The organism is Neorhizobium sp. DAR64860/K0K1 (genome assembly GCF_050500205.1).
Taxonomy (GTDB): Bacteria; Pseudomonadota; Alphaproteobacteria; order Rhizobiales; family Rhizobiaceae; genus Neorhizobium; species Neorhizobium soli.
The window spans coordinates 1,688,518-1,709,789 of record NZ_CP191459.1 but is presented as its reverse complement, the minus strand read 5'-3'; the positions used below and the strand labels follow the sequence as shown (position 1 = coordinate 1,709,789).

The window sequence follows — 21,272 nt, the reverse complement described above, 5'->3', positions numbered from 1 at the left end:
CATGACCGATCTTTCCGTCCAGACACCACACACCAACGCATTTCCCCCAGGTGCAACCTCGTTGCCCGAACCCTCCACCCTATCCGGCGAGCACAGCGTCTCGATCCGCGACCTGTCGCTGTCCTTCGGGGCGGTCACGGTTCTGGAAGACCTGAACCTCGACATTCACGATGGTGAATTCCTTGTTCTGCTCGGTTCCTCCGGCTGCGGGAAATCGACGCTCCTCAACTGCATCGCCGGCCTGCTGGAGCCGACAGATGGCCAGATCTTCATCAAGGGCCGCAACGTCACCTGGGAAGAACCCAAGGATCGCGGCATCGGCATGGTGTTTCAGTCCTATGCGCTTTATCCGCAGATGACGGTAGAAAAGAACCTGTCCTTCGGCCTGCGGGTCGCCGGATTGCCGAAGGAAGACATCGCCAAACGCGTCGCGCGCGCTTCGGCGATCCTGCAGATCGAACCGCTTCTGCAGCGAAAGCCGGCAGCTCTTTCCGGCGGACAGCGGCAGCGTGTCGCAATCGGCCGTGCCCTGGTGCGCGATGTCGACGTGTTCCTGTTCGACGAGCCGCTTTCCAACCTGGACGCCAAGCTCAGATCCGAGCTGCGCGTCGAGATCAAGCGGCTGCATCAGCAGCTCAAGAACACGATGATCTACGTGACCCACGACCAGATCGAGGCGCTGACGCTGGCCGACCGCATCGCCATCATGAAGAGCGGTGTCATCCAGCAGCTTGCCGACCCGGTCACAATCTACAACCGACCGAAGAACAAGTTCGTCGCGGGCTTCATCGGTTCACCCTCGATGAATTTCCTGGATGGCGAGCTGGCGGAAGAGGGCGGCCGTCCCGTGTTCAAGACGAACGGCGTCAGCTTCCTGCTCGACGGTTACAGCGCATCTGAACCCTTAAGGCCCGGGCGCAAGGTCGTCCTCGGCGTCCGTCCAGAACATATCAAGGTCGATGCCGATATCGCCGGAGAGGAAGTCCATGAGGCGATCGTCGACATCGAGGAGCCGATGGGTGCAGACAATCTCATCTGGCTGAAACTCGCCGCTCACACTCTGTCCGTTCGCGTCGGCGGGGCCCGTCGTTACGCTGTCGGATCGAAGGTCCGGCTGGGCTTCGACATGACCATGGCGTCGCTGTTCGATGCGGCGACCGAGGAGCGGATCTGATCCGCAGCTTTTCAACAGTTCACCACTCCCCAAGAGGGTGACCAGCCGTGGGAGCGGTATTCTCGCTTTCCGCGGACCAAAGTTTCATTTCAAGGAGAATGACATGACGACGCTCGGTTTCCAGCTTTACAGCGCCCGCAATTTCCCGCCGCTATCCGATGTTCTGAAACTCGTGGCCAGTCACGGCTACCGTGAGGTCGAGGGCTATGGCGGTCTCTACGGAACGCTCGACGAGGCCGGTCTTCAGAAGTTTCGTGCAGAGCTCGATGCCAACGAACTCACGATGCCCACAGGCCATTTCGGTCTCGACCTCCTCGAACAGGAGCCTGACCAGGCACTGCTGATCGCAAAGACGCTCGGCATTAGTGCCATCTATTGCCCCCACCTCGCAGCCGATCAGAGACCCACGGATGCGGAAGGCTGGTTCGCCTTCGGTCAGCGCCTGCAGGAAGCCGGAAAACGGTATCAGGACGCCGGCTATACATTCGGTTGGCACAACCACGATTTCGAGTTCAAGCAGCTGCCGGATGGCTCCACGCCACAGGAACAGATCTTTGCCGGCGGCCCTGATCTGAGCTGGGAAGCAGATATTGCCTGGGTCGTCCGTGGCGGTGCCGATCCGCTCACCTGGATCGAAAGCTACGGCAAGAAGATCTCGGCGGTTCACGTCAAGGACATCGCGCCAGCGGGCGAGAACACGGATGAAGACGGATGGGCCGACGTCGGCCATGGCACCGTTCCGTGGAAGGAACTGATCGCGGCACTGAAGAAGACACCCGCCAAGCACTTCGTGCTGGAGCACGACAACCCGAAGGATATCGAGCGGCTCGCGTCCCGTTCGATGGCCGCCTTCAAGACCTACTGAATTCAGATATTGGATCGGAGTTTCCCATGACCAAGGAACTTGGCGTCGGCATCATCGGATGCGGCAACATTTCCATGACCTATTTCGCGCTGTCTCCGCTGTTTAAGGGGATCAAGGTTCTGGCCTGCGCCGACCTCAATCCGGAGGCGGCGTGGCAGCGGGCAACAGAATACGGCGTCAAGGCGCAGACCATTCCGGAGCTGCTCGCCAATGACGAGCTGGACGTGATCGTCAACCTGACGATCCCGTCCGCGCATTTCGAGGTCTCGAAAGCCATTCTCGGTGCCGGCAAGCACGTCTATTCCGAAAAACCGCTGACCATCACGCTGGAAGAGGGAAAGCAGCTGCAGGCGCTTGGACGGGAAAAGGGACTGGCGATCGGTTGCGCGCCGGACACCTTTTTGGGCGGCGCGCACCAGCTGGCCCGAAAATTCATCGATGACGGCGGCGTTGGACGCATCACGTCGGGTACATGCCATGTCATGAGCCCGGGCATGGAAATGTGGCACCCGAACCCCGGCTTCTTCTTCCTCAACGGCGGAGGTCCGATCCTCGACCTCGGGCCGTACTATATCGCCAACCTCGTCAACTTCCTCGGCCCCGTCAAACGGGTCGCGGCATTGACGTCGATGGCCAATCCGACGCGGACGATCACCAGCGAACCGCTGAAGGGCCAGAGCATCCCGGTCGAGACCCCGACCAACATCCACGCGCTGCTCGAGTTCGCGGCAGGCGCAACGATCACGCTCTCGGCCAGCTGGGATGTCTGGTCGCATCGCCATGCGAATATGGAACTCTACGGCACGGAAGGCTCGATCTACGTCCCCGACCCGAACTTCTTCGGTGGCGTGGTGGAAGCCAGCGGCCGCGACAAGGATATCCAGCCGCTCAAGGACTGGGATCATCCTTTCAGCAAAAACAACCAGGAGCATCCAACGAACGGTCCGCGTGCTAACTATCGCACCGCAGGTCTGGCCGACATGGCCATGGCCCTGATCGAAGGGCGCGACATTCGCTGCTCGATCGACCGGGCGCTGCATGGCGTCGACGTCATGACCTCGATCCTGAAATCCGGAGAAGAGGGCAAATTCGTTGCGACCACAACGACCTGCACCCAACCGGCCGCGCTCGGCATCGATGAAGCGCTGGCGCTTCTTGTCTGATACTCTATGACGTGCACGGCGCCGAAGAAGAGGTCGGCGCCGTTTTTCATTCGGAGGATTTTCAGAGATGGCTTGGCACCCGGCGGACAACCGCTACGACACCATGAAATACAATCGCTGCGGCCGGTCCGGCCTCAAGCTTCCGGCGATCTCGCTCGGCCTGTGGCACAATTTCGGTGACGACACCCCGCACCAGCGCAAGGTCGATATCTGCAGAAAAGCCTTCGATCTCGGCATCACCCATTTCGATCTCGCCAACAATTATGGGCCGAAGCCTGGCAGCGCCGAAACGGCCTTCGGCCAGATCCTGCGCGATGATTTTCACGGGCTGCGCGATGAACTGATCATCTCGTCGAAAGCCGGCTACAACATGTGGCCCGGCCCCTATGGCGAATGGGGCAGCCGCAAGTACCTGATCGCATCCTGCGACCAGAGCCTGAAGCGCATGGGTCTCGACTATGTCGATATCTTCTATTCGCACCGCTTCGATCCGGATACGCCGCTGGAGGAAACCTGCGGCGCGCTGGATCACATCGTTCGCTCGGGCAGGGCGCTTTATGTCGGCCTCTCGTCCTACAATTCGCAGCGCACCCGGGAGGCTACGGCGATCCTAAAGGCTCTCGGAACGCCGGTTCTCATCCACCAGCCGAGCTATTCGATGATCAATCGCTGGGTCGAGGAAGACGGTCTGCTCGACACGCTGGATGATCTCGGCGTCGGCTCGATCGTGTTTTCGCCGCTGGCTCAGGGCATGCTCACATCGAAATATCTGGGCGGCATTCCAGAAGACAGCCGTGCCGCCCAGGGCAAGTCGCTGCGCCCGGCCTTCCTCAACGATAAGAATGTCGAGAACCTCAAAGGTCTGAACGCCATTGCCGAAAGGCGAGGCCAGACGCTGGCGCAGATGGCGCTTGCCTGGGTTCTACGCGGCGGCCGCGTGACGACGGCCCTGATCGGCGCCAGCCGCCCGGAACAGGTCGAGGATTGCGTCAAGGCGCTGGAGAACCCGGAGTTTACGGCAGACGAACTGTCCGAGATCGACGGTTTCGCCAAGGAAGCCGATATCAACCTCTGGGCAGCATCGGCCGAACGCGAGGGTCCCGCCCGCAAGTGAACCTCCCCACAGCGGGAAACAACGGGATGCAGACTGAGGAGAGCAGTCTGCATCTTAGAGACCTAGTGCATACCGGAGGAAATTCATGATCCGCAATCCCATCCTGCCGGGTTTCAATCCCGATCCATCGATCTGCCGTGTCGGCGAGGACTATTATATCGCGACCTCCACATTCGAGTGGTATCCGGGCGTTCAGATCCACCACTCCCGCGACCTCGTGAACTGGACGCTCGTGCGGCGGCCTCTGGAGCGGAAAAGCCAGCTCGACATGCGCGGCAATCCCGATAGCTGCGGCGTCTGGGCACCGTGCCTCTCCCATGCGGATGGATTGTTTTGGTTGGTCTATACCGACGTGAAACGGTTCGACGGCAGCTTCAAGGACGCTCACAACTACATCGTCACATCGCCGACGATTGAAGGTGAATGGTCGGACCCGATCTATGTCAATTCCTCCGGCTTCGATCCGTCGCTGTTTCACGACGACGACGGGCGAAAGTGGTTCCTGAACATGCAGTGGAACCACCGGACCGAGAGCTTTGGCGGCGCGCCGAAATCGCCCGCGTTCGATGGCATCCTCATGCAGGAATGGGACGCCGAGACGAAGACGTTGAAGGGTCCCATCAGCAATATCTTTCCGGGCAGCGCTCTCGGCCTTGTCGAAGGCCCGCATCTCTTCAGGCGCAATGGCTGGTACTATCTGACGACTGCCGAGGGCGGCACAGGCTATAATCACGCTGTGACGATGGCCCGGTCGAAAACGATCGGCGGCCCTTACGAGCTACATCCCGATAACCATCTCATCACGTCCAAGGATGCACCGGAGGCGGAGCTGCAGCGGTCCGGCCATGGGCAGTATGTGGAGACGCCGGAAGGAGAGGTCTATCACACCCACCTCTGCAGCAGACCGATCGAACCGCATCGCCGCTCACCGCTCGGCCGCGAGACGGCATTGCAGAAATGCGTCTGGAAGGACGACTGGCTCTATCTCGAACATGGCGGCATGGTTCCCGCCGTCGACGTCCCCGTGACGAACGGCGCCGAGGCGGCTCAGGATGCCGGTCGCGTGGTGCACGGGTTCGACACGGCAATGCTGCCAACCGAATTCCAGTGGCTGCGCACGCCGGAACCGGAGCGGATCTTCAGCCTGACGGAGCGTCCGGGCCATCTGCGCCTGATCGGCCGCGAAAGCATCGGTTCCTGGTTCGAGCAGGCTCTGGTCGCCCGCAGGCAGGAGCACCATCGCTTCCGGGCCGAGACGGTCGTCGATTTCTCACCTGATACCTACCAGCAGGTGGCGGGCCTTACCCATTACTATAATCGCCACAAGCTGCATGCCGTCGCCGTCACGCTGCACGAGAAGCTCGGCCGCGTTGTGACAGTGCTGTCATGCCCCGGCGACTTCCCGCATGCGAAGCTCGTCTGGCCAGCCGGAAGCGGCGTGCCGGTGCCAGACGGACCGGTGCATCTGGCGATCGAAGTCGATGACAATGACCTTCAGTTCTTCTGGCGCGCAGGTGGAGCGAACGACTGGGAGCCGATCGGACCGATGCTGGACGCCTCTGTCATCTCAGACGAAGGTGGACGCGGCGAGCATGGCTCATTCACCGGCGCGTTCGTGGGCGTGTTCGCCTTCGATACCTCAGGTCGTGCGAAAGCCGCTGATTTCGACGACTTCGTATACGAGCCAATCGTATGAGAAGCTCCCGTAGCGCTTAACTTCCTGCGATAAGATATGACGCCAAGGCACTAGGATCATTACATAAGTTTAATCTTCCATTCATATGGCGTTCATCGGTTGGGCTCTAATTCTCTCGTGTGTTCAATACGAGGAAACAACCATGAAGAAGTTCATCATTGCCATGCTCGCCGCTACCGTTCTGGTCGCGCCGATCGCCTCCACAGCGCAGGCGCAGGATTGGCGCAAGGGTCCGGAGCATCACCGCCCGGCCGGCAAGCATGTCGTCATTGAAAAGAAGAAAGTCGTCGTCACCAAGAAGCGCTGGGTGCGGGGTCATCGCATGTCGGCTGCTGAGCGCCGCCACATGGCGGAAGTCCGCGATTATCGCCGCTACCGCCTGTCGGCCCCGCCGCGCGGTCAGCGTTGGGTGAAGGTGGATAACGACTTCCTGCTCGTCGGCATCACCAGTGGCGTGATCGCAAGAATCATATCCGGCCAATAAATTGAGTTGGGGGACGTCGAGTGTTCGACGTCCCCCACCTGTTTGTCTCAACACGCGGCACTGCAGGTCGCAGCACCGCGAATGTCCTGGAGATCAGAAAGCCTGCGAGAGGCAGGTCTTCAATGAGGTCGCGAGACCGCGCATCAACTCGAAGTAGAGATCAGGCCCCTCGGTCAGTGCTCCGGCTTCCGGATCGAGAACGCCGGAACGGGCCTTGCTTCCTTCCGTCACCACCTTCACCAGCTTTGGCTCGAACTGCGGCTCCGCAAACACGCAGGTGGCGCCAAGCTCCTCCACCTTCTGGTGGATTTCCTTCACGCGCTCTGCGCCGGGAATGGATTCGGGGCTCACCGTGATCGAGCCCGCAACCTTCACGCCGTAACGGTTCTCGAAATACTGATAGGCATCGTGGAAGACGATAAACGGCTTGTTCTTGACCGGCTCGAGCGTGGTCTTCAGTTCCGTATCGAGTGCATCGAGCCTCTTCATCAGGTCTGCGCCATTCGCCTGATATGTCGTCGCGTTTTCCGGGTCGGCCTGAACCAGCGCCTTCTCGATCTCCTGCGCCATCGCCTTGGCATTCATCGGGTCGAGCCATAGATGCACGTCATTGCCGTCATGGTCGTGGTCGCCGTCGTCCTCCGCGCCGGCTGCGTGATCCTCGCTGCCGTGGCTATGACCGTGATCATGGCCTTCCTCTTCGGCTTCCGGCTCGAACACACCGCCCTCGCGGAACTTCAGTTTGGTCAGGCCCGGCGCGTCTTCCAGGCTTACCACGGCAGCCTTGGTGCCGAGCGCTTCCAGCGGCTTTTCCAGAAACGCTTCCATTCCATGGCCGACCCAGAAGATCAGGTCGGCTTTCTGCAGGGCGGACGCGTTGGATGGGCGCATGTTGTAGGTATGCGGGGAGGCCGCGCCCTCGACGATCAGCTTCGGCTCCGCCACGCCCTTCATGACGGAGGCGACCAGTGAATGGATCGGCTTGATCGAGACAACGACGCTGGGTGCATCGGCAAATGCATTCGATGCGGTCATCAGGGCCGAGCATGAGAGGAGGAGGGTTGCGGCAAATTTCATCGGATAGCTCCTTGTGAAATGACGTAATGTTATTACATCAATTGCGTTATGCTATAACGTGTGCCATCAGGGTCTGCAAGAGGCCTGACAACAGGATTTTTTGACGACCATGCTGATGAGAAACCGGGCCGACCTGCCGCTTGGAGATCATGCAAAGGCCGCAGCGAAACTCGTATCGCTGTCGAATGCCGGCATTTTCCGGGATAATCGCTGGCTTGTGCGCGGCGTCGATCTATCGATTGCCCGAGGCGAAGTGGTGACGCTGATCGGACCCAATGGCGCCGGCAAGTCGACGACTGCCAAGATGGCGATCGGCGTCCTGAAGGCGGACGAGGGCACCGTTACCCGCAGCAGCGATATGCGCATCGGCTATGTGCCGCAAAAGCTTTCGATCGACTGGACGATGCCGCTTTCGGTTCGTCGCCTGATGCGGCTGACAAGCTCGATTTCCGATCAGGATACGATGGCAGCGCTCGAAGCGACCGGCATCGCGCATCTGGCCGATGCCGAAGTCCGTCACCTGTCGGGCGGTGAATTTCAGCGCGCTTTGCTGGCCCGCGCCTTGGCGCGAAAGCCGGATCTGCTCGTCCTGGACGAGCCCGTGCAGGGTGTCGATTTTGCCGGCGAGGCAGCGCTCTACGATCTCATCCGCAAGATCCGCACCACGACCGGTTGCGGCATCCTGATGATTTCGCATGATCTGCACATGGTGATGGCGGGAACCGACACGGTGATCTGCCTCAACGGTCATATCTGCTGCCGTGGCACGCCGGAAGTGGTCAGCCAGAGTTCTGACTATGCCAAGCTGTTTGGCGCCAATGGCCGTGCGCTCGCCGTCTATAGCCACAATCACGACCATACCCATCTGCCGGATGGTCGGGTCCAGCACCGCGACGGCTCGATCACCGATCATTGCCATCCCGAGGACGGCCATCATCACGAGCCTGCTGCCGGGCACGACCACGACCATGGTGACCACGAGCACCATCACGATGGTGCTCACGACCATCGCCACGATGGCGACCACGGCCACCACCATCACGGCGAGGGCAAGCCTCATGCTTGACGACTTCTTCACTCGCGCAATGATCGCCGGCGTCGGCGTGGCGCTGACAGCCGGACCGCTCGGCTGCTTCGTCGTCTGGCGGCGAATGGCCTATTTCGGCGATACGATGGCCCATTCTGCGCTGCTCGGCGTGGCGCTGTCGCTGTTTTTCGAGGTCAATCTTCTTCTGTCGGTATTCGGCGTCGCCGTCCTCGTCTCCGGCTTGCTGCTCCTCCTTCAGCGTCGCCAGTCGCTGTCTGCGGATGCGCTGCTCGGAATCCTCTCGCATTCGGCTCTGGCGATCGGCCTTGTCCTCGTTGCCTTCATGACCTGGGTCCGGATCGATCTGATCGCCTTCCTGTTCGGCGATATCCTGGCGGTCACGCCGTCCGATATCGCGCTCATCTGGGGTGGCGGTATCGTCGTCGTCGCAGCGCTCGCATTCCTCTGGCGCCCGCTCATCGCTTCGACGGTGAGCGAAGACGTTGCGGAAGCCGAGGGCATGCGGCCGGCGCAGGCAAAACTGTTCTTCATGCTTCTGATGGCGCTGGTCATCGCGATCGCCATGAAGATCGTCGGCATCATGCTGATCACCTCGCTGCTGATCATTCCAGCCGCGACGGCCAGACGATTTTCGGCAAGCCCCGAATGGATGGCGGTCTTCGCCTCGCTAATCGGTGCTGCGGCGGTTGTCGGCGGTCTTTTCGGCTCTTTGACCTATGATACGCCGTCCGGCCCTTCCATCGTGGTGGCAGCACTCCTACTTTTCATCATGAGTTTGCTACCCGCCTTCGGCCGCAAAACGAATGAGCGGGCAACCAATAAAGGAGTGCGCGGATGAACGCCCCGATCGTCAATCCGGCCCTGACCAAGAACCAGTCGCTGGTGTTTGATGCGCTGGACCGTGCCGATGGGCCGCTCAGCGCCTACACGATCCTCGACAAACTGCGCGACCACGGCTTCCGTGCACCGCTTCAGGTTTACCGCGCGCTCGACAAGCTGACCGAATTCGGCATGGTCCACCGGCTCGAAAGCCTCAACGCCTTCGTCGCCTGCGCGCACCGGGAGAGCGAGTGCTGCGGCAAGGGGCATGGCCACGGCACGGTTGCCTTCGCGATCTGCGAAAGCTGCAGCCAGGTGCTGGAATTCCACGATCACGAGGTCGATCACCACCTCAGCGACTGGGCATCCAGCAAGGGCTTCAAGCCGTCAAAGACGACGATCGAGATCCGCGGCATCTGCCAGAAATGCGCGGCATAGTCCGTTTGATCACAGCGCCCTGAGGTCCCGGGAAAACCGCTTCCAGTTCTCCACATAGCGCGCCGCAGATTGCCGCAGCCGTTCGACGGCGTCATCGTCAAGCGTGCGAATTGCCTTGGCAGGCGAGCCGACGATCAGTGAATTGTCCGGGAATTCCTTCCCCTCGGTGACAAGCGCATTGGCGCCCACCAGGCAATTGCGGCCGATCCTTGCGCCGTTCAGGATGGTCGCACCCATGCCAACAAGCGAATTGTCGCCAATGATGCAGCCATGCACGATCGCATGGTGGCCGATCGTGCAGTCCGAACCGATTACGACTGGGTAGGCGGGATCGGTATGCACCATCACGCCCTCCTGAATGTTCGACCGCGCACCGACAGTAATCGGCTCGTTGTCGCCGCGCAGCGTCACGCCGAACCAGATGCCGACATCCTCGCCCAGTTCCACCTTGCCGATCACGTTCGCATCCGGCGCGATCCAGAAGCGGTCGGGTGCGGGCAGTTTTGGCTGGTATTCGCCAAGCGCATAGATCGGCATCTGTTGACCTCCGGTTCGTGCTTCAAACCACCTTGAGAGAGAGTTTGCCGACACCCTCGGCGCTGCAGGTGATCGTGTCGCCCTTGACGATCGGTCCGACGCCGGCCGGCGTTCCGGTCATGATCACGTCACCCGGTGCCAGCACGAAGAGCTTCGACAGTTCGGCGATGATTTCCGGCAGCTTCCAGATCATCTGGTTGAGGTTGCCGGACTGCTTGCGTTCGCCGTTGACCTCAAGCCAGATCGCACCTTCCTGCGGGTGCCCGATCTTGGCGGCCGGGACGAGTGTGGAGACGGGCGCCGAATGTTCGAACGCCTTTGCCGATTCCCACGGCCGGCTCATCTTCTTTGCTTTGTCCTGGACATCGCGCCGCGTGAAGTCGATGCCGATCCCGTAGCCATAGACCTTGGACAGGGCTTCCTCGACCGGAATGTCGGCGCCGCCACCGGAAAGCGCCATCACCAGCTCGACTTCGAAATGCACATCGGAAGAGACCGGCGGGTATGGAAACGTGTCGCCATGATAGAGATTGTCGGCATTTTTCTGGAAAAAGAAGGGAGGCTCGCGTGACGGATCGTGTCCCATTTCGATGGCGTGGTCGGCATAGTTGCGGCCGACGCAATAGACCCGGCGCACCGGGAACTGTTCGGTCTCGCCCTCGACATCAAGAAGCACGGGCTGCGGGGCAGGGATCACGGTAGCGCGCATCGAAAAAAATCCTCCGGTCATCAATATGCGTCCTTTGTCCACCAATTCGGCCGACAATCCTAGCCCGATTTCTGCACAGCCGTACGGCTGGCGTGAATTTTCGCTTTGCTATAAGGGAAAGCGCATTCGGCAAATATGCCGGCCATGCAACCGAACAAGGGCCGGCGTGTTGAGCTGGCGTCTCTCTAAAGACAGCACGAAAACGAAGGTTCTTCACCGATGACGAAACAGCCCAAACTCGAACATTCAGAATTCGCCGGTGAGTTCGAAGACGATGGCGTCACCGTGCTCGTCGATATCTATCGCCCGGCCGATACCAATGGCGACTGGACGCTCGAGGTCATCAGCCAGACGGAAGTCGTGACCAGCTGGGAAGAGACATTCGCGACCGACAAGGACGCCTGGGAAGAATTCCTCGCCACCGCCGAGCGCGACGGCATCAAAAGCTTCCTCGAAGAAGACGACGGCCAGTCGGTCCACTGAATGGGCTGTCATGCCGGCAACCTGCAGGTTGAGGTCATTGACCGCAGTGGGGGCAGGGAACGTCGTTTCAGAGCGGATGAATGAAGAGAGCGCGAGCGCTTTCGTCAGCCATCTTCGACAGTCGCTTTCGTCAGCACCTGTTGCACGGCGCGCGCAAGATGATCACGCTCATAGGGCTTCTGGATGACGACCTCACTTTCCTTTCTGCGCGCGATCGCCAATTCGTTGCCGTAGCCGGTCGCGAAGATAAACGGCGTTCCTGCTTGCCCGAGCTTGGTCGCAAGATCGAAACTTGTGCCGCGACCGACATTGATGTCCAGCATAGCGAACTGGAAACTCTGCTTGGCAAGCAGCTGTTCGGCTTCGGCAATAGTGGAGGCGAGGTGAACCTGAACCGCGCCCAGCTCGTACAGCATGTCCTCGGCCTCCAGTGCGATGAGCATGTTGTCCTCGACCAGCAGAACCTGCGCATCGTGCAGTAGTTGCTTTGGGGGGACGCTGGTAGCTTTCAGGGTATCGGGCTCAATCATCGTCTGCGTCGGTGCCGGGTCTTCAGGCGCAATGATCACATAATTCACCGGGATGAAGAAATCCGCTTCCAACCCGGCCAGCAGGAAGCGGACCTCTGCCGTTCCCTTCAGATCGAACGGAATCGTTTTCTCGACGATGACAGACCCAAACCCTCGCCGTGTCGGCGCAACCACGGCCGGGCCGCCGATTTCCTTCCATTTGATGTAAACGCCTTCGCCGTCGACCGAGTCGACGGTCACCTCTATGCGGCCGTTTGCCGAAAGCGCGCCATGCTTGCAGCTGTTGGTGACGAGTTCATGAACGACCAGCGCAATGGTCGACATCGCCTGTGGCTGCAGCAGTACGTTCGGTCCCTTCAAGGTAAATCGACCGCGTACGCCGTCATGTGCCGCGATCTCATCCTGAAAGATGCCGGCGAGCGGCGCGGGGCCCCAGCTCTGGCGCGTGACGCGGTCATGGGCTCGTGCGAGCGCCTGCACCCGTCCGCCGAGCGATTCGACATAGCTCGCGACATCAACGGCTGTATGGCTTGTCTTCGTCATGAGACTGCGGATCAGGGCAAGGATGTTGCGGACGCGGTGATTGAGTTCGGCAATCAGCACTTCCTGACGTTCGGAAGCACGTCGTCTCTCGTCGCTGGCGCCGTCCGAATAGCGCAGGATGACTTCGATCAGTGCCTGTCTGATCGCTTCGCCGATGCGCTGATCGCGATCGGAAAAAGGGTTGGATTTGCCGCGGACGAGTTCGGCGAATGCTGCGAAGCTTTTGCGGGGCGATATGCGTTCGCTCTCGGTGCCTGCTTCCGCTGGCTTTGCAGGATTGCCACCCCACCTGATCTCGCTCAGCCGCTCGCGGCGGAACAGCAAGATATAGTCGCGCGGAACACGCGAGATGGGGATCGACAGCATGCCGGCGGCGCGGTCCGCTGTCTCGCTGCACGGCGCATGGACCGAAGCCAAGTTGTCGGTCGTGAAGACCCGGCTCGGCGAGGCGGCGTTCAGATGATGGGCCAGAGAGATGACATTATGTTCCGATGGAGTGGCCCCGTGAAGATGAGCTTTGCCGCGACGGTAAATTGCGACACCATCGCAATCCAGCATGTCGCGCGTCATGTCCTGCAGCCACTGAGCATCTTCCATCAACGATTCGTCACCAGCAATCATCGTAATGACGCGATCAGCCAAAGCACGTGCGCGATGCTCGTGCTCCTCGCTGCCGCGCCGCAGACGGCTCTCCAGCATCATCGAATACATTGCGCCGAACAGTTCCGATGCGGTCCGCATGATGAAGCTCGGCAGGCGCGGTCCATTGGCATGGCATGCGATAAGCCCCCAAAGCTTTTCCTCGACGACGATCGAAATGGATAGGGAGGCACCGACCTCCATGTTGCGCAGATATTCGATATGGACCGGAGACACTGCACGGCTGATCGACATCGACAGGTCAAGCGGTGGCGTGACCGCGTCCGCGGGAGGTAGTAACGCCACGGTTGGTGCCGCGACGTCGGCTATGATGCGGAAAGGGTTGCGCAAGTACAATTCGCGCGCCTGGCGTGGGATGTCCGACGCGGGATAATGAAGCCCGAGGAAGCTATCCACCCCGGCGCGGGTTGATTCCGCGATGACTTCGCCATGACCGTCTGTGTCGAACCGATAGATCATCACTCGATCAAAGCCGGTGATCGCCAGGACCTGTCGGACCGCATCTCTGTGGAATTTCTCGATTGAAGGAACTTTGGTCAGACGCGCAGCCATTGCGCGAACCATCGAAGCCGCCTCCACCCGTTCGGTCTTTTGTGTCCGTTCGCCTTCGACAATCAGAAGATCGCCCTGAAAATGGATCGACAGATCGACGTTGGGCAATCCCTGCACCAGCTTCACGTCGAAGATTCTCTCTCCTGTCGTTGACGCCAAAATCGCCATCCGGTTCCGGATGTCGTGGAGCGCCGTCTCACTGATCCACGTGTCGAAGCGCGTGCCCAGGAGTTTCTCCGGTTTGACGGTGAAGAATGTTTCGCAGTTCTCGGATACGCGAACGATCGTCCAGTCGTTCGAAATCGCAACGAGGAACGCGAAGTTCTGGATCTCTTCGAGCCGCGTGATCGGCTCCCTATCGCAGACGATCAGACTGGCATCTGTGTACTCATAGCCCATTGGTGGCCCCCGCCATTTTGCCTAACGTTGCAGACGATATTTCAGCGGAGAAGTCCCCATCACGTCATGAAACGCCCTTCGAAACTGTGGTGTGCCCTTGTACCCGACTGCCCCGGCAATCGCGTCGATGGGCAGGTCAACCTGAGCAAGGAGCGTGACAGCTCGCGAGATGCGCCGCCGTTGAACAAACGAGTGTGGATTTTCCCCGGTCGTTGCCTTGAAGGCGCGGGAAAAGTGGAAACGGCTGAGCCCGGCAACAGCGGCCAGCTCGGCCAGGCCGACTGTTGCCTGCAGATGCCCCTCCACGAAATCCGTGACCGCGGCGATCTGTCGGTCCGACAGACGCCCCTGCCTGTCGGCCATGACCCCGAAAACCTCAAGCGATGCCAGCAGGCAGACGCTCTCCGCGTGGAGCTCGTCCACATGAGGCGCCCTGAGAACCGCTTCAAGTTTCTTGAGTGTGACGCGTAACTGTGGATCGCGCGAGTAAGCGAACGGCGCAGGATCCCGCTCGGAATATCTACCAGCCAGATCGTCGCGGATCGCCTTTGGATCGAAATACATAGCGACAAACCGGTTGGTTCGTGGCTGAGGCTGGCACCAGCCCTCGATGCCGCAGCCTTTGGGCACGAAGGTGATCGTGTCGCGCAAGTCCTTTTTATGGAGCGTCGGAAGACCGTCCACGCGCAGCTCGCCATCAGTGAGAGTGATGTCGTGCAGTGCGAGATAGTGGTTCTCGCCACGGCTTCTGAAGTCATAGGGTTCAGCACCGCTCAGCTCGACATACTCGGCCGAAAATCCGTTCAAGTCGAACGCCGCCCGTGCGACATGCGCCATGGCCGGCTCTGCAAAATCTATCTCAAGACCGCGAGAAGAACTCATATGTCTGACTAGCACGCATTTTGCTCGGATTAAACAAAATTTGCTACTGAAGGGTAGGGCTTGCACCTTGGGTGGCGACCTCTCACCTTCGCTGGCATCTCGGCCGTCGAAAGTCGAATTCCCTGTAGAAGAGGCTTTTACCTCAAGACTCAGTCCATCCACGCTCCAGCCGGTTCCAATCCGCACCAACCTGGCGACAACGCATTTTCGCCGTTTGTCTTTCGCCAGGCTCGAAATCTTGTTATCCGTGCAGCCACGCACCGGAATAGTCGCTCGGAAACCATGCCAACGCATCCTCATAAAAAAGTCTTCGCTGTCGCACCCATGATCGACTGGACCGATCGTCACTGCCGTTTCCTGCACCGGCAGCTGTCGTCGCGGGCGCTTCTTTATACGGAGATGGTCGTCGCCGATGCGATCATCCATGGGCCGCGGGAGCGGCTCTTGTCCTATTCGCCGGCAGAACATCCTATTGCCTTGCAGCTCGGCGGCTCGAATGCGGAAAAGCTGTCCGAGGCGATCCGGATCGCCGGTGATTACGGTTACGACGAGATCAACCTCAATGTCGGATGCCCCTCGGACCGGGTGCAGTCGGGTACATTCGGTGCCTGCCTGATGCGCGACCCTGCGCATGTTGCAGATCTCGTCACAGCCATGAAAAAGGTTTCACAGGCGCCTGTGACCGTCAAATGCCGCATCGGCGTTGATGATCAGGTGCCGGCCGACGTCCTGCCGGACTTTCTCGCGCGAATGATTGGTGCCGGTGCCGACGCGATCTGGATCCATGCCCGGAAGGCCTGGCTGCAGGGACTGTCGCCAAAACAAAATCGCGAGGTTCCTCCACTGGATTACGATCTGGTCCATCGGATGAAGCGTGAGAACCCGGATGTGTTTCTCGGGATCAACGGCGGTATTGCCGATCTTAAGCAAGCTGCTGAACACCTTGAGGCGATGGATGGCGTCATGCTCGGCCGCGCTGCCTATCACAACACCGGCTTGCTGGCGGGCGTCGATGCGCTTCTGGATGGAAGACTTGAGTATCCAGACCCTGACTGGCTGGCGCTGCGCGACGCGATGATTGCCTATGCGGATCAGGTTATCGCCTCCGGTGGCAGATTGCATCACGTGACGCGTCACATGGTTGGTCTGTTTCAGGGTTATCCCGGTGCGCGTCGGTTCCGCCAAATCCTGTCGTCAGAGGCGACGAAGCCTGGCGCTGGGACCGAAATCCTGACCGCTGCGTTCGCGGCAGTGGATTTGAGCTCCGGGCTTGAAAAGGCGGCCGGATAAGCCTTTTTGGGATCGATATCCCGTACCCAAGGCGCGTTCTTGGACACGTGCATGCCGGCACTGTATATTATTATTTCCTTAAATATTAACACCTAATGTTTTGCTGACAAGTCGATGAAATTGTTCGTCGTGCGTTCTTGTGGTGGCATCCATGTTTCGAGTTCTCGAATGCGTCGTGGTTCAGCATGATCGAAGCACTGTTCTTCTCGCGGCCGGCATCTGCGTCGTCGGCATGCTCGCATTTTTTCTGATCCATAGACGGGCGATCGAGTGCAACGAACGTCGGCGGCGGATCTGGCTCCTTGTCGCCAGCGCCACGGGCGGGCTTTCCATCTGGTCGACGCATTTCGTGGCAATGCTCGCCTACCAGGGCACGATCGCGATCGAATTCGAGCGCGTCCTCACCCTTGTCTCGGCTCTGACTGCCGTCGCCGGCTTCTGGTTGGCGCTGCAGATCGCCGATCGATCGAAGACCGTTTCTTCGCTCGCAGCCGGCATGGTCGCCACCGTCACGGTCGCCGCCATGCACTTGATCGGCACCGAAGCGATCCGTGCCGCAGCCACGACCCGCTACGAAATGACGCCCATCCTGATCGGCTCTGTTGTCTCTTTCTCTCTCTTCACCGCGGCGTTCGCCTCCACGACGCTTCGAAGAAGCACCCTGCGCCTGATCTGTGTAGTCGCTGCCAGTGTTGCTGCCATTTGCATCCTGCATTTCACTGCAATGTCGGCGACCGAGCTGATCCCCGATCCGACGCTTCCAGAGGCCTCGCTCGACGGTGGCGGGCGGATCTGGCTCATTGGCGCGGTTTCGATCGTCATGAGTGTGATCGTGCTGACGACTGTTGCCGCGAGCTTCATCGACCGGTACCTGACGGATTTGCGTGGCTTCGCCAACGCGACGCTTGAAGGCCTCGCGGTGGTTCGCGATGGCCGCGTCATCGAGACCAATGCTCGCTTTGCCGAATTGCTGTTGCTGCGCGACCGCGACATCCTCGGCCGAGATCCCGACGATCTGCTGGCGGCAGCCGACGGTCTTCCGCTGACGGCTCAAAGGAATTCCGCAGTCGCTGCCACGCCGAAAGTGACGGACCGTGAGGTCTTTCTCGAGGTTGCCGTCCATACGATCGAGTATCGCGGTCGCTCCTGCCAGGTTCTGGCTGTCCGCGATCTGACCGAGAAGCGCATTGCGGAGCGCCGCATCGAACACATGGCCCGCCACGACGCTTTGACGGACCTTCCCAACCGTACGCTCTTCAACGATCGGCTCGACGGTGCCTTGAGGACGGCTGCGCTTTCCGGCGATGTACTGGCGGTGCTTGCCCTTGATCTCGACCGGTTCAAGGCCGTCAACGACGTGTTCGGCCATGCAGAAGGCGATCGTGTCCTGATCCGGGTCGCCGATATCCTGCGGCGCTGTGTCGGTCCGGCCGATACGCCCTCCCGCATCGGCGGCGACGAGTTCATCATCCTCCAGACAGGCGTCGAACAGCCGGCGGGCGCAAACTTGCTCGCCGAGCGTATCCTGGAAACCTTCCGCACCGAAATGAATGTCGCACTCGATCCCACCGCCGTGGGCGTCAGCATCGGCTGCGCGGTTTATCCGGACGACGGAGAAACGCCTGATGACTTGCGCAATGCGGCCGACATGGCCCTCTACAATGCGAAGTTCTCGGGACGTGGTACGGCAGCATTCTATTCCGCGGCAATGGACGCAGAGCTGCGCGAGCGGCGCGAGATCGAGAGCGAGTTGCGCTACGCCGTACTCCGCTCGCAACTCAGCATGGTATTCCAGCCACTCTTTGATGCCACAAGCGGCCTCTGCTCGGGCTATGAGGCCCTGATGCGGTGGAAGCATCCGCAATGGGGCAATGTCTCACCGAGCGTCTTCATTCCGGTTGCCGAGGAAACCGGCATCATCGTGCCGATCGGTGAATGGGCGATGCGCGAAGCCTGCAGGGTCGCCAGTACCTGGGATGACGGCCTGGCGGTAGCGGTCAACGTTTCGGCCATCCAGTTTCGCTTCCCGAACCTTGTCGACATGATTGCGTCGGCACTGGATGAGAGCGGCCTGGAGCCCCACCGGCTTGAACTCGAGATCACAGAGACCTCGCTGCTCAAGGATCGCGACACGACGCTCGCGACCTTGCTACGGTTGAAGGCGCTGGGAGTCCATGTGGTGATGGATGATTTCGGCACCGGCTATTCGTCGCTCAGCAACCTGCACAGCTTCCCCTTTGACAAGATCAAGATCGACCGCAGTTTTATCAGCGAGATGGAGGAAAGCGACAGCGCCCGTGCCATCGTCAAAGCCATCATCGGTCTCGGCAAGAGCCTGGACTTGCCCGTCGTCGCGGAAGGCATCGAGACCTTCGGGCAGCACCGGATGGTGGTCGAAGACGGCTGCGAACAGCTGCAGGGTTTTCTCCTCGGCAAGCCGAAGAGCGAGGGTGAAGTGGAGATCCTCTCAGGAATTCGCAATCTTCCGACTTATCGCCGTCGAGGTTAAGGTGGGCGATCATACGGGCTGTTTCGTCAGCAACCCGCTGGCAAGGTGACGGAACGCTTCGACGGCTTTTTCCAACACGGCCGGCGGATCGTCGGCCGCAGCGATCCACAGTGCAGCGTTGAGTGCCGCACCGTTGATGAGACGTGCGGCGGCCTCCGCATCCATACTCTTGACCGTCCCTTCGGCGATGAGAGCGCTGATCGTATCCGCCGTGGTGCGCAGACAGGCGTTCTGATTGGGCCAACGCGATGGGTCGCCGAGGACAGCAGGACCATCCAGCAACATGATGCGCTGAATTTCCGGCTCCAGCGACATCTCGATATAGGCGACCGCCTCGGCAAGAAAGCCGTCCCAAAGTGTCCCGCCGGCGTGGTCTGCTGCAGCACGCATCCGCCGCAGCATCTCGGAATCGATCTGATCGATCACCGCTTGTAAAAGACCCTTCTTGTCTCCGAAATTATGGTAGAGCGCACCCCGCGTCAGGCCGGCGGACGCCGTGAAGTCGTCCATGGACGAGCTGGCATAGCCTTTCTCGGCGAAGGACTTGCGCGCCGCGCTGATCAGCTTGACCCGCGTTTCTTCCATCATCGTTGTACGCTTGCTCGGCGCCATCGCTCACCCCTAAACCGGATTCTTACAGCAGTTGACATACGCAGCGTATCTGAGATACGTAGTTGCATACGGAGCGTATATCAAGATTGACGTGGTCAGGGAAGGCTCCTGCAACGCCGTGGACGCAACAACCGATTGGAGACGAGCTATGATCGAACGAGAAGCAATTTTCCCCGCAGGCCGACAGGCCCTTTACGACATCAACAAATACTCAGCCGCGATAAGGTCGGGGGATCTTCTCTTCGTGTCCGGACAGGTTGGCAGCCGTGATGACGGAACGCCGGAACCGAATTTTGAGAAACAGGTTCAACTTGCGTTCGACAATCTGCGAGCGGTTCTCGCAGCGGCAAGCTGCGGGTTCGACGACATCATCGACGTCACCACGTTTCACACCGACCCTGAAAATCAGATCGGGACGGTTCAGGCAGTTCGCTTGGGCATAATGGGGGAAAAGCCGTACCCGAATTGGACAGCGGTTGGGGTAAACTGGCTCGCGGGATTCGACTTCGAGATCAAAGTGATCGCTCGTATCCCGTAATCCCGAGCGGGCCGCGATTGCAGCACGGTCAGCGCCCGATATCAGGCTACGGCGAGTTGCCGTAGCAATCGCTTCAGTTCGACCGATTCCGGCAAAGGCTCGGGCGGTTCGGACTTGAGGTTGTTGCGATCATTCAGTTCAAACTGGTACCAGTTGAAAAGACCCGATGCGACAGTCTGAGCCTCCTCGCTCGACACGTCCACATGTCTCTCCTCGCACCAGGCTTCCAGGAATCTCTGAAGAAGTTCGAGATCATCCGAACCTAGCACGATCGCCGATGAGGCGTTGTCCTGACACATTCTACCCTCGCATCCTTGACAGGCACTCTCCTGATATCGGCGTAGCCGGATGATCAGAAAAGACTGCGGGGCGTCTTTGAAAAGGCGACACCTGAGCGCTGCATCCCGGAGTGTGCATGCGTCCCGCAGTGCAAGTTAACGCAGAACCAACGAATTGGTTCAATTCGGGAAAAGCAGTCGGGAGTAAAACGAAAGATTAGGAAGTCTTGACCGCGCGCTTGGTCTTCGTCGCCGCTTTTTTTATAGGGGCGGGGGCATCAGCGGTCTGCTGGAGCCGCAGAGCACGTAGTTTTTCTGTCTTCTTTTCACGAGCAATAACTTCGGCGTCCAGGATGTCACGCACCACGGAGTTGGTCTGCTCCGATTTGGCTTGTGCCGACATTTTCGCGGGCTTGAAGAACTGGTCCTTGGTCGCTGTCATGCTTTCCTCCTGGAAACGGCCGATGTCTGCCGTGGACCGCGAGAATGGCATAGACTGCCATCCTGCGATTGGTTGCGTGGCTCTGGCTTGTGCTCAAAACCACGCTCATGTCGGAGCCTAGCGGGCGCGAGCTACGATGACTTTTTTCTTCGGAGCCGGAAGCAGGCCTTCGCGCTGCATCTGCTTGCGAGCAAGCTTGCGCGCGCGACGGATCGCATCTGCTTTTTCACGTGCACGCTTCTCGGAAGGCTTTTCGTAAGCGCTACGAGCCTTCATTTCGCGGAAGATACCTTCGCGCTGCATCTTCTTCTTCAGGACGCGGAGAGCCTGATCAACGTTGTTATCTCTGACGAGTACCTGCAAAATATCTCCTTACGCGGCGAACCGCTATCTCTTGAAATTTGTCGGACGCGGGTTGATCGGGAAGCGA

At 59.8% G+C, this 21,272-nt stretch carries 22 protein-coding genes; 13 read left to right on the top strand and 9 right to left on the bottom strand.

The window, feature by feature from the left end:
- The first annotated feature begins 1 nt into the window (after position 1).
- From ACQY1J_RS12880 to ACQY1J_RS12855, 6 genes are all read left to right on the top strand, one after another.
- Positions 2 to 1,174: an ABC transporter ATP-binding protein gene (locus tag ACQY1J_RS12880; RefSeq protein WP_430251816.1), complete on the top strand. Its 1,173-nt coding sequence runs from the start codon at positions 2 to 4 to the stop codon at positions 1,172 to 1,174.
- Positions 1,175 to 1,277: 103 nt separating this feature from the next.
- The gene (locus ACQY1J_RS12875) at positions 1,278 to 2,039 is read left to right on the top strand and encodes a sugar phosphate isomerase/epimerase family protein (protein WP_430251814.1); all 762 of its coding nucleotides are present in this window, start codon (positions 1,278 to 1,280) and stop codon (positions 2,037 to 2,039) included.
- Between the two features lie 26 nt (positions 2,040 to 2,065).
- Positions 2,066 to 3,202 (top strand): Gfo/Idh/MocA family protein, encoded by a 1,137-nt coding sequence (locus tag ACQY1J_RS12870; RefSeq protein ID WP_430251812.1) that lies wholly within the window; start codon positions 2,066 to 2,068, stop codon positions 3,200 to 3,202.
- Positions 3,203 to 3,269: 67 nt separating this feature from the next.
- Positions 3,270 to 4,316, top strand: a complete 1,047-nt coding sequence (mgrA, locus tag ACQY1J_RS12865; protein WP_430251810.1) for an L-glyceraldehyde 3-phosphate reductase — start codon at positions 3,270 to 3,272, stop codon at positions 4,314 to 4,316.
- Between the two features lie 85 nt (positions 4,317 to 4,401).
- Positions 4,402 to 6,012 carry a glycoside hydrolase family 43 protein gene (locus ACQY1J_RS12860; protein WP_430251808.1) on the top strand — a complete coding sequence of 537 codons (1,611 nt, stop codon included), beginning with the start codon at positions 4,402 to 4,404 and terminating at the stop codon, positions 6,010 to 6,012.
- Positions 6,013 to 6,154: 142 nt separating this feature from the next.
- Positions 6,155 to 6,496 carry an RcnB family protein gene (locus ACQY1J_RS12855; RefSeq protein WP_430251806.1) on the top strand — a complete coding sequence of 114 codons (342 nt, stop codon included), beginning with the start codon at positions 6,155 to 6,157 and terminating at the stop codon, positions 6,494 to 6,496.
- Between the two features lie 93 nt (positions 6,497 to 6,589).
- Here the strand turns inward: ACQY1J_RS12855 and znuA are convergent, their stop codons facing one another.
- The gene (gene znuA, locus ACQY1J_RS12850; RefSeq protein ID WP_430251804.1) at positions 6,590 to 7,573 is read right to left on the bottom strand and encodes a zinc ABC transporter substrate-binding protein ZnuA; all 984 of its coding nucleotides are present in this window, start codon (positions 7,571 to 7,573) and stop codon (positions 6,590 to 6,592) included.
- A gap of 115 nt (positions 7,574 to 7,688) precedes the next feature.
- Here znuA and ACQY1J_RS12845 point away from each other — a divergent pair, with 115 nt between their 5' ends.
- Genes ACQY1J_RS12845 through ACQY1J_RS12835 form a run of 3 tightly spaced genes read left to right on the top strand, consistent with a single transcriptional unit; the run spans position 7,689 to position 9,878 of the window.
- Entirely contained in the window at positions 7,689 to 8,639 is a 951-nt protein-coding gene (locus tag ACQY1J_RS12845) for an ATP-binding cassette domain-containing protein (protein WP_430251938.1), read from the top strand.
- Entirely contained in the window at positions 8,632 to 9,459 is an 828-nt protein-coding gene (znuB, locus tag ACQY1J_RS12840; RefSeq protein WP_430251802.1) for a zinc ABC transporter permease subunit ZnuB, read from the top strand. Before ACQY1J_RS12845 ends, znuB begins: the two co-directional genes overlap by 8 nt.
- Entirely contained in the window at positions 9,456 to 9,878 is a 423-nt protein-coding gene (locus ACQY1J_RS12835) for a Fur family transcriptional regulator (protein ID WP_430251800.1), read from the top strand. Before znuB ends, ACQY1J_RS12835 begins: the two co-directional genes overlap by 4 nt.
- A 9-nt stretch (positions 9,879 to 9,887) precedes the next feature.
- Here the strand turns inward: ACQY1J_RS12835 and ACQY1J_RS12830 are convergent, their stop codons facing one another.
- Both ACQY1J_RS12830 and ACQY1J_RS12825 read right to left on the bottom strand, forming a co-directional pair.
- On the bottom strand, positions 9,888 to 10,415 hold the full coding sequence (locus tag ACQY1J_RS12830) for a gamma carbonic anhydrase family protein (RefSeq protein WP_430251798.1): 528 nt from the start codon (positions 10,413 to 10,415) through the stop codon (positions 9,888 to 9,890).
- Between the two features lie 22 nt (positions 10,416 to 10,437).
- Positions 10,438 to 11,124: a fumarylacetoacetate hydrolase family protein gene (locus ACQY1J_RS12825; RefSeq protein WP_430251796.1), complete on the bottom strand. Its 687-nt coding sequence runs from the start codon at positions 11,122 to 11,124 to the stop codon at positions 10,438 to 10,440.
- Positions 11,125 to 11,343: 219 nt separating this feature from the next.
- On the opposite strand from ACQY1J_RS12825, the gene ACQY1J_RS12820 reads away from it, so the two are divergent.
- On the top strand, positions 11,344 to 11,607 hold the full coding sequence (locus ACQY1J_RS12820) for a hypothetical protein (RefSeq protein WP_062457099.1): 264 nt from the start codon (positions 11,344 to 11,346) through the stop codon (positions 11,605 to 11,607).
- A 104-nt stretch (positions 11,608 to 11,711) separates the two neighbouring features.
- On the opposite strand, the gene ACQY1J_RS12815 is transcribed toward ACQY1J_RS12820, so the two are convergent.
- Together ACQY1J_RS12815 and ACQY1J_RS12810 are read right to left on the bottom strand one after the other, a co-directional pair.
- Positions 11,712 to 14,291, bottom strand: a complete 2,580-nt coding sequence (locus ACQY1J_RS12815) for an HWE histidine kinase domain-containing protein (protein ID WP_430251794.1) — start codon at positions 14,289 to 14,291, stop codon at positions 11,712 to 11,714.
- Positions 14,292 to 14,312: 21 nt separating this feature from the next.
- Positions 14,313 to 15,521: a helix-turn-helix domain-containing protein gene (locus tag ACQY1J_RS12810; RefSeq protein ID WP_430251792.1), complete on the bottom strand. Its 1,209-nt coding sequence runs from the start codon at positions 15,519 to 15,521 to the stop codon at positions 14,313 to 14,315.
- Here ACQY1J_RS12810 and dusA point away from each other — a divergent pair.
- Both dusA and ACQY1J_RS12800 read left to right on the top strand, forming a co-directional pair.
- A complete protein-coding gene (dusA, locus tag ACQY1J_RS12805; protein WP_430251790.1) occupies positions 15,498 to 16,463 on the top strand; it encodes a tRNA dihydrouridine(20/20a) synthase DusA in 966 nt (321 codons plus the stop codon). The genes ACQY1J_RS12810 and dusA overlap by 24 nt on opposite strands.
- A gap of 151 nt (positions 16,464 to 16,614) precedes the next feature.
- Positions 16,615 to 18,972, top strand: a complete 2,358-nt coding sequence (locus ACQY1J_RS12800) for a bifunctional diguanylate cyclase/phosphodiesterase (RefSeq protein WP_430251788.1) — start codon at positions 16,615 to 16,617, stop codon at positions 18,970 to 18,972.
- A 9-nt stretch (positions 18,973 to 18,981) separates the two neighbouring features.
- On the opposite strand, the gene ACQY1J_RS12795 is transcribed toward ACQY1J_RS12800, so the two are convergent.
- Positions 18,982 to 19,584, bottom strand: a complete 603-nt coding sequence (locus ACQY1J_RS12795) for a TetR/AcrR family transcriptional regulator (protein WP_113112177.1) — start codon at positions 19,582 to 19,584, stop codon at positions 18,982 to 18,984.
- A 148-nt stretch (positions 19,585 to 19,732) separates the two neighbouring features.
- Here ACQY1J_RS12795 and ACQY1J_RS12790 point away from each other — a divergent pair, with 148 nt between their 5' ends.
- Positions 19,733 to 20,122 (top strand): RidA family protein, encoded by a 390-nt coding sequence (locus ACQY1J_RS12790; RefSeq protein WP_430251786.1) that lies wholly within the window; start codon positions 19,733 to 19,735, stop codon positions 20,120 to 20,122.
- Between the two features lie 41 nt (positions 20,123 to 20,163).
- Here the strand turns inward: ACQY1J_RS12790 and ACQY1J_RS12785 are convergent, their stop codons facing one another.
- The 3 genes from ACQY1J_RS12785 to rpsU form a co-directional block, all read right to left on the bottom strand.
- Positions 20,164 to 20,421 carry a hypothetical protein gene (locus ACQY1J_RS12785; RefSeq protein ID WP_062457086.1) on the bottom strand — a complete coding sequence of 86 codons (258 nt, stop codon included), beginning with the start codon at positions 20,419 to 20,421 and terminating at the stop codon, positions 20,164 to 20,166.
- Between the two features lie 196 nt (positions 20,422 to 20,617).
- Entirely contained in the window at positions 20,618 to 20,842 is a 225-nt protein-coding gene (locus tag ACQY1J_RS12780; RefSeq protein ID WP_430251784.1) for a hypothetical protein, read from the bottom strand.
- 117 nt (positions 20,843 to 20,959) lie between these two features.
- Complete coding sequence (gene rpsU / locus ACQY1J_RS12775) at positions 20,960 to 21,205, bottom strand: 30S ribosomal protein S21 (RefSeq protein WP_062457083.1); 246 nt, start codon at positions 21,203 to 21,205, stop codon at positions 20,960 to 20,962.
- Positions 21,206 to 21,272: the final 67 nt, after the last annotated feature.

Coding starts and splice junctions, on each gene's coding strand:
- ACQY1J_RS12880 (WP_430251816.1), top strand. CDS start 2: ATGACCGATCTTTCCGTCCAGACACCACACACCAACGCATTTCCCCCA.
- ACQY1J_RS12875 (WP_430251814.1), top strand. CDS start 1,278: ATGACGACGCTCGGTTTCCAGCTTTACAGCGCCCGCAATTTCCCGCCG.
- ACQY1J_RS12870 (WP_430251812.1), top strand. CDS start 2,066: ATGACCAAGGAACTTGGCGTCGGCATCATCGGATGCGGCAACATTTCC.
- mgrA (WP_430251810.1), top strand. CDS start 3,270: ATGGCTTGGCACCCGGCGGACAACCGCTACGACACCATGAAATACAAT.
- ACQY1J_RS12860 (WP_430251808.1), top strand. CDS start 4,402: ATGATCCGCAATCCCATCCTGCCGGGTTTCAATCCCGATCCATCGATC.
- ACQY1J_RS12855 (WP_430251806.1), top strand. CDS start 6,155: ATGAAGAAGTTCATCATTGCCATGCTCGCCGCTACCGTTCTGGTCGCG.
- znuA (WP_430251804.1), bottom strand. CDS start 7,573: ATGAAATTTGCCGCAACCCTCCTCCTCTCATGCTCGGCCCTGATGACC.
- ACQY1J_RS12845 (WP_430251938.1), top strand. CDS start 7,689: ATGAGAAACCGGGCCGACCTGCCGCTTGGAGATCATGCAAAGGCCGCA.
- znuB (WP_430251802.1), top strand. CDS start 8,632: ATGCTTGACGACTTCTTCACTCGCGCAATGATCGCCGGCGTCGGCGTG.
- ACQY1J_RS12835 (WP_430251800.1), top strand. CDS start 9,456: ATGAACGCCCCGATCGTCAATCCGGCCCTGACCAAGAACCAGTCGCTG.
- ACQY1J_RS12830 (WP_430251798.1), bottom strand. CDS start 10,415: ATGCCGATCTATGCGCTTGGCGAATACCAGCCAAAACTGCCCGCACCC.
- ACQY1J_RS12825 (WP_430251796.1), bottom strand. CDS start 11,124: ATGCGCGCTACCGTGATCCCTGCCCCGCAGCCCGTGCTTCTTGATGTC.
- ACQY1J_RS12820 (WP_062457099.1), top strand. CDS start 11,344: ATGACGAAACAGCCCAAACTCGAACATTCAGAATTCGCCGGTGAGTTC.
- ACQY1J_RS12815 (WP_430251794.1), bottom strand. CDS start 14,291: ATGGGCTATGAGTACACAGATGCCAGTCTGATCGTCTGCGATAGGGAG.
- dusA (WP_430251790.1), top strand. CDS start 15,498: ATGATCGACTGGACCGATCGTCACTGCCGTTTCCTGCACCGGCAGCTG.
- ACQY1J_RS12800 (WP_430251788.1), top strand. CDS start 16,615: ATGTTTCGAGTTCTCGAATGCGTCGTGGTTCAGCATGATCGAAGCACT.
- ACQY1J_RS12795 (WP_113112177.1), bottom strand. CDS start 19,584: ATGGCGCCGAGCAAGCGTACAACGATGATGGAAGAAACGCGGGTCAAG.
- ACQY1J_RS12790 (WP_430251786.1), top strand. CDS start 19,733: ATGATCGAACGAGAAGCAATTTTCCCCGCAGGCCGACAGGCCCTTTAC.
- ACQY1J_RS12785 (WP_062457086.1), bottom strand. CDS start 20,421: ATGTGTCAGGACAACGCCTCATCGGCGATCGTGCTAGGTTCGGATGAT.
- ACQY1J_RS12780 (WP_430251784.1), bottom strand. CDS start 20,842: ATGACAGCGACCAAGGACCAGTTCTTCAAGCCCGCGAAAATGTCGGCA.